The 522-nt window shown below is 60.7% G+C and carries 1 protein-coding gene; it reads left to right on the forward strand.

All coding sequences use genetic code 11. The annotated features are described in order from the left end of the window. Positions 1-209, forward strand: a 209-nt coding sequence (locus tag EII34_RS16190) for a hypothetical protein (RefSeq protein ID WP_185711406.1), incomplete at its 5' end; no start/stop codon positions are given. Positions 210-522 lie beyond the last annotated feature (313 nt).

Below are 522 nucleotides of genomic sequence, written 5' to 3' on the forward strand. Positions count from 1 at the left end.
CCGCAAGAGACAACGATGACCCCCAGTCCCACACAACCCCTACCCTGCCCGTCGGTGGAACCCTCGTCGGCCTCGCTGTCGGCTTCGGAGTCGGCCTGGCGATGTCCTGGGACCCTGACGGCGACGGCAAGAGCTTCGGCGACAACATCGCAGATGCTGTTGAAAGCGTCTGGAACTTTGGAAAGAAGCTGTTCGGCGGAGATGGATGATGAATAGTCCCATACCACTGGAGAGCCTCACCGGAGAGCTCACCGTGCTTTCCATCGCCCTCACGCTCATCGGTCTGCTCGGCCTCCGACAAGGCTGGGTCGCCTACACCGAACCCACCCCACGCTTCGTCCTCCACTACAACGGCTGGTCCTGCCCATGGCCATGCTCTACGGCGGCGGGTTCATGCTCGTCACAGGAATAGCCGTACCGGTCACGAAGCTGGAAGAACTTCAAGCAGCCATCCCCGACCTCATCCTGGGAGTGTTTGGCCTGACCTGTATCTTCTGCATGGTCACCTTCCTCCTCGGATTC

This window comes from Arachnia propionica, assembly GCF_003859805.1.
GTDB classification, from domain to species: Bacteria; Actinomycetota; Actinomycetes; order Propionibacteriales; family Propionibacteriaceae; genus Arachnia; species Arachnia propionica_C.